Source organism: Mycobacterium sp. (assembly GCF_050701675.1).
Classification (GTDB): Bacteria; Actinomycetota; Actinomycetes; order Mycobacteriales; family Mycobacteriaceae; genus Mycobacterium.
This window is the reverse complement of the sequence record NZ_JBOGDD010001091.1, coordinates 1-5,910: the sequence shown is the minus strand read 5'-3', so window position 1 is coordinate 5,910 and position 5,910 is coordinate 1. Positions and strand designations below refer to the sequence as shown.

The 5,910-nt window shown below is 67.9% G+C and carries 7 protein-coding genes; 1 reads left to right on the top strand and 6 read right to left on the bottom strand.

Annotated elements, in window-relative coordinates; genetic code table 11:
* The 4 genes from ACRDUX_RS33515 to ACRDUX_RS33500 all read right to left on the bottom strand — a co-directional run.
* The coding region (locus ACRDUX_RS33515) for an alpha/beta fold hydrolase (RefSeq protein ID WP_526420616.1) at window positions 1-363 on the bottom strand (363 nt) is incomplete at its 3' end.
* A gap of 15 nt (window positions 364-378) precedes the next feature.
* Window positions 379-1,200: a 3-methyl-2-oxobutanoate hydroxymethyltransferase gene (locus ACRDUX_RS33510; protein ID WP_526420614.1), complete on the bottom strand. Its 822-nt coding sequence runs from the start codon at window positions 1,198-1,200 to the stop codon at window positions 379-381.
* Window positions 1,201-1,211: 11 nt separating this feature from the next.
* Window positions 1,212-1,730, bottom strand: coding sequence for a 3-methyl-2-oxobutanoate hydroxymethyltransferase (locus tag ACRDUX_RS33505; protein ID WP_526420612.1), 519 nt, complete (start codon window positions 1,728-1,730; stop codon window positions 1,212-1,214).
* The gene (locus tag ACRDUX_RS33500) at window positions 1,727-3,013 is read right to left on the bottom strand and encodes an aromatic ring-hydroxylating dioxygenase subunit alpha (RefSeq protein ID WP_526420610.1); all 1,287 of its coding nucleotides are present in this window, start codon (window positions 3,011-3,013) and stop codon (window positions 1,727-1,729) included. The genes ACRDUX_RS33505 and ACRDUX_RS33500 overlap by 4 nt, the downstream gene beginning before the upstream one ends.
* A gap of 156 nt (window positions 3,014-3,169) precedes the next feature.
* Between ACRDUX_RS33500 and ACRDUX_RS33495 the strand changes: the two genes are divergently transcribed.
* On the top strand, window positions 3,170-4,024 hold the full coding sequence (locus tag ACRDUX_RS33495; RefSeq protein WP_526420608.1) for an NAD(P)-dependent oxidoreductase: 855 nt from the start codon (window positions 3,170-3,172) through the stop codon (window positions 4,022-4,024).
* Here ACRDUX_RS33495 and phtC read toward each other — a convergent pair.
* Complete coding sequence (gene phtC, locus ACRDUX_RS33490) at window positions 3,973-4,743, bottom strand: 3,4-dihydroxyphthalate decarboxylase (protein ID WP_526420618.1); 771 nt, start codon at window positions 4,741-4,743, stop codon at window positions 3,973-3,975. The genes ACRDUX_RS33495 and phtC overlap by 52 nt on opposite strands.
* A 2-nt stretch (window positions 4,744-4,745) precedes the next feature.
* Window positions 4,746-5,910: ethanolamine ammonia-lyase reactivating factor EutA (locus tag ACRDUX_RS33485; RefSeq protein WP_526420606.1), on the bottom strand; the 1,165-nt coding region annotated here is incomplete at its 5' end.

Here is a 5,910-nt window from a genome sequence, read left to right as displayed (position 1 = left end):
CGCCAGCACCGTGGCGATCGAACAACCGACGCACGCGCCCATGACGTAGGCCCGTTGGTAGCCGAGGTGATCGAGCAGTCCGAGGCCCTGATGGGCGTAGTCGAGCCACCGCACCCGCTCCACCCGGCCACCGGACCCGCCGGACTCCCGTTTGTCGAAGGTGATGCAGGTGAACCGTTCTCGCAACCGGGCAAGCATCGCCGTGCGCTGGTAGATCCCGTGAGTCTCCCAGTTGGCCATCGTCGCGTTGAATCCGCCTGGTGAGAACATCAACAGCGGCGGACCCGATCCCGCGACCGCGTAACGGGTGAGGATGCCGTCGATCACGGCCTCGGAGGCCGGTGTACCCGACGTGGAACTCATCGGTGCCTGCCTCCTTCAGCCGGGAATGCCGCCGGGAATCTGTCGAGCGGACCGGACGTCCTCGGCGTAGGCGGCGATCGCGTCGTGCGCGATCCGTGCGACGTTGGCGTAGGTGTCGGGAGGGTCGTCGAGCGCGTCGGCGCCGTAGCCGATCGCCGCGTTGGCCATCCGCATCCGACCGTCGAGCCACGGCCCGCCGCCGAAGCCACCCAGCACCGGAATCGACACCGATTGCGCGACGGCGGCGCCGACGACCGGCCCCGAGTTGGTGAAGTTGAGCAGCGCGGCCCCGGCCTCCTCGAGACGTTTGGCCTCACCCACCATCTCGTCGAGCAGCTGATCGGGGATGGTGTCGCCCGCAGTGGGGGTCGCGTGATAGGTCACCCCGTACTTCAGCGAGGTCTGAGGAGTGATGCCGAACTGGGCGAACACCGGGATCCCGGCCCGCGTCACGGCGGTGACGGCGTCCAGGTGCTCGGCCGCGCCATCGAGCTTGACCATGTCCACGCCGGCTTCCTTGACGAATCGAATCGCGGCCCGCACGGCACTCTTCGGGCCCTCCTGCATCGGCCCGAACGGGAAGTCGCAGCTCAGCAGCGCACGCGTCACCCCTCGCCGCACGGCTTGGCAGACCACCATCATCTGATCCATCGTCACCTCCAGCGGGTTGGGATGCCCCCACAGGTTGATGCCGACGGTGTCACCGACCGACACCACGTCTACGCCGGCGCGATCGACGATGCGTGCCATCTGGTAGTCCCATGCCACCACGCCGACGATCTTGCTTCCGGCCCGCTTCATTGCCGCGAGATCGGCCAACTGCACCTTCTTGCCCACGTCAGGCTCCTTCACGCTCGTAGCGCGCTGAGCAGATCGACCACGTCGTGCTCATCGGCGCTGACCATCAATACCCGCGCGTGCGGCCGGACCGCGGCCACCGTCGGACCAACCAGCGACTGCTCACCGATCACCAGGGCGGCGGTCATGATCGCGCGCACCGTGCATGCGGCTCCGATGACCATGGCTGCCGCGCCGTCGGCGTCGGTGGTCGCCACCAGGATCACGACGTCGGCGTCGTCGAGTTCGGCGAGCAGGCTCGAGTCGGTCCCTTCGGCGTCGCGCAACACCACCGACGCCGATCCGCCGTCACCGACCGGACCCACCGTCTTGGCGAGGGCGAAGAACCGCGCCATGCCCCACGGCTCGCCGGTGATGCGCCGCACGATCGCGTCCGCACCGCTGTCGAGTCCGATGATGCGTGCACCGCGGCGTCCGCGGATCGGCCGGTCGATGCGATGACGCATCTCGGCCGGGGTCGTGGCCCGCGCACAACTGCTGCCAAGTATCGGCCGGAATGCGGTGCTCATACCGACGTCTGCCGGATACCTTCGCGCACCGCCAGGTCCTCGCGGCACGCCTCGGCGAAGGCGGCGTCGCGCGGCAGCACCACCGCCGCCGAGCGCACGCGATGATGAGCTGGGTCGACCCCTGGCGGCGTTGTCCCGTCGTCCCGCAGCGCCTCGGCGGCGCGTCGGAGCTTCTGGCGCGCCTTGATGATTCCACTGTCGGCCGAGACCAGCATCTCCTTGGTCCGGTCTGCGATCGGACCCATGCTCTCCTGCAGGGACGAGTCCTGGATGGCGATGCCGGACACCCCCGAATAGGTGTCACCGCGGCGCTGCGCCTCCCGGTCGATCAGATAGTCGTTGTCCTTGTTGCGCACCGGACGGAACGTGCCGGGAATGTTCTCGCTGTGCACGCCGTGGCCGTCCTTCATCGCCTGCACCTCGCCGGCCGACAAGGGTCGCACCGGGTGGTAGTCGAAGGAGTAGGTCCAGCAGTTCTCGTCGTCGATCGGGATCCAGAAGTGACCGTGCACCGGATGGTCACCGCGCGGCGGGACCATGGTGAAGCACGGCATCACCCACGGTGTGATCCGCCAGTAGTAGGTGTCCTCCTCGGCGTTGCGGCGAGCGCCCACGAACAGTCCGCCATCGGAGTCGGCGACCTCGAAGTAGGGCTTGAGATCGCCCATGTTGTAGTCGTTGCCCTTGGTGCCCTTGAAGAGTGGGTCACTCTTGAGTCCACCGGCGTGCAGGAACGAGACGTGGCTGGAGTCGATACCGCCCTCGAACGCCTGCAGCCAGTTGCTCTCCTGCCACCGCTTCGAGGTGTAGGTCTGCCCGGGGGGCACCATCGCGAACTCGAACTCGGGCAGCGGTGGGCGCTTCTCGGGATCACCCATGTAGGTCCAGAGCAGGTCGCCGACCTTCACCAGCGGATAGGACGTCAGCTTGACGTGGGCGCAGAACGTGCTGTGCTCGGGTTCGGAGGGGATCTCGATGGCCTGGCCCGTTACGTCGTACTTCCACCCGTGATAGGGACACCGCAGCCCCGAGCCCTCGTTGCGCCCGAACCACAACGACGCTCCGCGATGGGCACAGAATTCGTCCATCAGTCCGTAGCGCCCCTGGCTGTCACGGAAGGCGATCATCCGCTCGCTCAACAGCTTTACCCGTACCGGCGGGCAGTCGTCGTCGGGCAGTTCCTCGGCCAGCATCGCAGGTAGCCAGTACTGCCGGAACATCTCCCCCATCGGCGTACCTGGCCCGGTACGGGTCAACAGCTCATTGACGTCTGCCCTCAGCACGATCCGCCCTCTCTAAAGTCATCGTCTTCTCGGCGCGGTTGAGACCGTCGCCACAATAAACTAACTGTAATACCATTAGGTCCTTGATGGCCAGCCATCGACCGCATTCACCCCCGGCGCCGCCGCGTTCGAGGAATACGAGGGAAGGGACGAAACATGATCGGAGTCATCGGAGTTGGTGACATGGGTCTGCCGATGACCGGGCACATCCTCAGCCACGGATTCGACGTCATCGCCTACGACGTCGATCCGCAGCGTGTTGCCGCGGCCGCGGCCAAGGGCGCCCAGCCCGCGTCGGATCTGTCCGAACTGGCCCGCGCCGCCGACATCGTCGTGTCGTGCCTACGCACCGACGACCAGATGGAGGCGGTCGCAGGGGAACTGGCCGCTCACGGCGAGCCCGGTCGACTGCTCGTCGTGGCAGGCACCCACGGGCTGGACGCCATGCGGCGCGCGGCGGCGGTGGTGGAGTCGGCCGGTCTGCGAATCATCGACGCACCGGTGGTCTACGGCGCGCTGGGCGCCCGGGAGGGAAATCTGCTGTCGCTGTGCGGCGGTGAGGCGGCCGACGTGGAGCGCGCACGGCCGGTGCTGCTCAGCTACAGCCGCGCCGTCGAGCACGTCGGCCCGCTCGGCGCCGGCCAACTCGCCAAGACGTGCAACAACCTGCTGCATTGGATCCACAGCGTGGCCAACTTCGAGGCCCTCGCGCTGGCGAAGCGCTATGGGGTGGATGCCCAACGGATGCGCGAGGTCCTGCAGAAGTGCCCCGGCGACAACGGCACCCTGCAACGTTGGGATTCCACCCGGTTCACCTGGCAGGAAAAGGACATGGACTTCGTGATGGCGTTGGCGCAGAACGGCGGTCTGGTGTTGCCGTTGACCGGACAGGTCGACCAGTTGATCAAGACGATGACCGCCGACGACGTCGCGGCACTGCTCTACGAACCCGAATGCACCTATCTGGGCCGGCGGATCACACCGCTGCCCGCAGACGACGGCGGGCTGTAGGGCCGCAGGTGGCCGGCGTAGTGACGCCAGCGGGACAGGTCGTTGAAGGACGAACCGAGGTCGGGCAGCTCGCGACGATCCTCCTCGGACAGCGCCCGCAGCGGGCCGCCGAGTCGCCGGACCTCGGCGCAGGTGCGGGACAACTCGACGAGATCCAATGCCCGCAGGATCGCCTGTGGCACCGACTCTCCTACCGTCACCACGCCGTGACCGCGCAGGATGCCGACGTCGGCGCCGCCCATCGCCGCGACGACTTCACGGCCCAGTTCCGGCGTCCGGATCAGCACCGGCCGCGAATAGACGGGAACTCCGCGGCGGGCCAGACGGGAGGCGGGAATGTTGTAGGCGCCGAACACGTCCACCAGCTCGACCGCGGCCAGATCGGCCACGACGACGTCGCGGGGGTGCGCGTGCACGACCGCGCCCACGTCGGGGCGCGACCGATACAGCTCGGTGTGGATGTGGGACTCGTTCGGCAGCGCGTAGTCGCCGCCCGGTTCACCCGGTTCGGACAGGCCGACGACACGGATGTCCTCAGTCGTGGTGAACGACAACCCGCGGTCCTCGGGCCCCCTGCAGCGCAACAGGATTCGATCGGCGTCCAGCCGGGCGCTGACGTGACCGAGGACGTCGGCGGCCAACCCCTGGTCGGCCAGGATCCGGCAGGCCGTCGCCACCGTGGCGCGCAGCGCCGTCAACTCCGCGGGCGCCGACACCATCGTCACGCCATCGCCTCGGACGGGCGGGGCGCGGTGGAGTCCGCACCGAAGACCAGCGACTTGATCGTCACGGGCACCGTGTTCGACGGCCGCCGGACCCGGCCAAGGTCGACGAAGTCGAAGTCGCGCAGGTCGACGCCGTCGAGGATGAGCAGATCGTTGGCCACCTCGAGCTCGTCGCGCAGGATGGTGCCAAGCACCACCGCGATGTCCGCGTCGGTCATCAGGTAGACCGTCCGCCCGTCGGCCAGCCGCCGCCGCAGACCAGTGGCGACGCCCTCGGCGAACGATCGCAGCCGCCGGTAACTGGGCGGCCCGTGCCACGTCAGCGCGACCGCCACGTCGGCAGGAGCACCGTCTAGTCCGAAGGTCGACAGGTGCTGCTCGATCGCCGCGGCGACCACCGCTGCGTCCACCACGTCGTCGAGCGGATAGTCCGGCCTGGCCACTTGGACGTTGCGCCGCGGCAGCGTCGTCTCCGGTGTCGGGATGAAGCTGGTGATGCCGCTGAGCTGGACCGTGTACTCCGATGCGCCAAGGACGGTGGCACGGATTCGCTGAGCGGCGGGCAACACCGGTGCGGGCAACTCCCCAGCGGCAATCCGAGTGAGCAGCGCCGTCCCGAGGCGACGCCCCAGGTCACCGAAATCCCTTTCCTCCGTGCCATATACGTACTCGGCCACCCCTCCGGAGAAGATCACGCCGTCGATGTCGCCTCGATCGGTGATCGGTTCGGTGAGAAAGAACGGATCGGCACCGGCGTCGCCTTGGATCGCCGCGATGATCAAATCAGCCATGGTGCAGGCGATGTCGTCCAGTGCGGACGGCTGCACCCGGCTGCCGAGTTCCAGTTCCAGTCCGACGGCGGCGGCGTGTCGCTGACCGCCCGGTTCGATGCGCGTCACGATGTCGCCGTCCAGGGCGATCAGTCGACCACCGACGTGAAATGCGGCAGTGGCCAGAACCCTGCCCCTGGCGATGAGCGCCAGTTTCGTGGTGCCACCGCCGATGTCCACGTTGAGTATTCGGCCACCTGACTCGTGGGAGGCGAGTACGGCACCCGATCCGTAGGCCGCCAGCATCGCCTCCATGTGGTGACCGGCGGTGGCGCACACGACGTCGCCGGCGCGTTCGGCGACGACCGAGGCGATTCTTTCGGCATTGGGG

Bases quoted from the DNA above. Each gene is read 5' to 3' on its own strand.
- ACRDUX_RS33505 (WP_526420612.1), bottom strand. From the start codon at position 1,730: ATGAGCACCGCATTCCGGCCGATACTTGGCAGCAGTTGTGCGCGGGCC.
- ACRDUX_RS33495 (WP_526420608.1), top strand. From the start codon at position 3,170: ATGATCGGAGTCATCGGAGTTGGTGACATGGGTCTGCCGATGACCGGG.
- phtC (WP_526420618.1), bottom strand. From the start codon at position 4,743: ATGGTGTCGGCGCCCGCGGAGTTGACGGCGCTGCGCGCCACGGTGGCG.